Source organism: Pseudomonas sp. 30_B (genome assembly GCF_017491605.1).
Lineage (GTDB): Bacteria > Pseudomonadota > Gammaproteobacteria > Pseudomonadales > Pseudomonadaceae > Pseudomonas.
This window is the reverse complement of sequence record NZ_JAFGYY010000591.1, coordinates 1-222: the sequence shown is the minus strand read 5'-3', so window position 1 is coordinate 222 and position 222 is coordinate 1. Positions and strand designations below refer to the sequence as shown.

Here is a 222-nt window from a genome sequence, read left to right as displayed (position 1 = left end):
CCAAGGTCGGCATGCCGGGGGTTCCGGTGGGCCTGCAGGCCCGTGACGTGACCATCGCCCAGGCGCTCAAGGCCCACGGCTATGCCACCGGCCAGTTCGGCAAGAACCACCTGGGCGACCGCGACGAATACCTGCCGACCAATCACGGCTTCGACGAGTTCTTCGGCAACCTCTACCACCTCAATGCCGAGGAAGAGCCGGAACGCCCCTACTGGCCGAAGG

The 222-nt window shown here is 66.2% G+C and carries 1 protein-coding gene; it reads left to right on the top strand.

What is annotated here, in order from left to right; all coding sequences use genetic code 11:
* The coding region (locus J5M67_RS30095) for a sulfatase-like hydrolase/transferase (RefSeq protein ID WP_207888792.1) at positions 1–222 on the top strand (222 nt) is incomplete at both ends.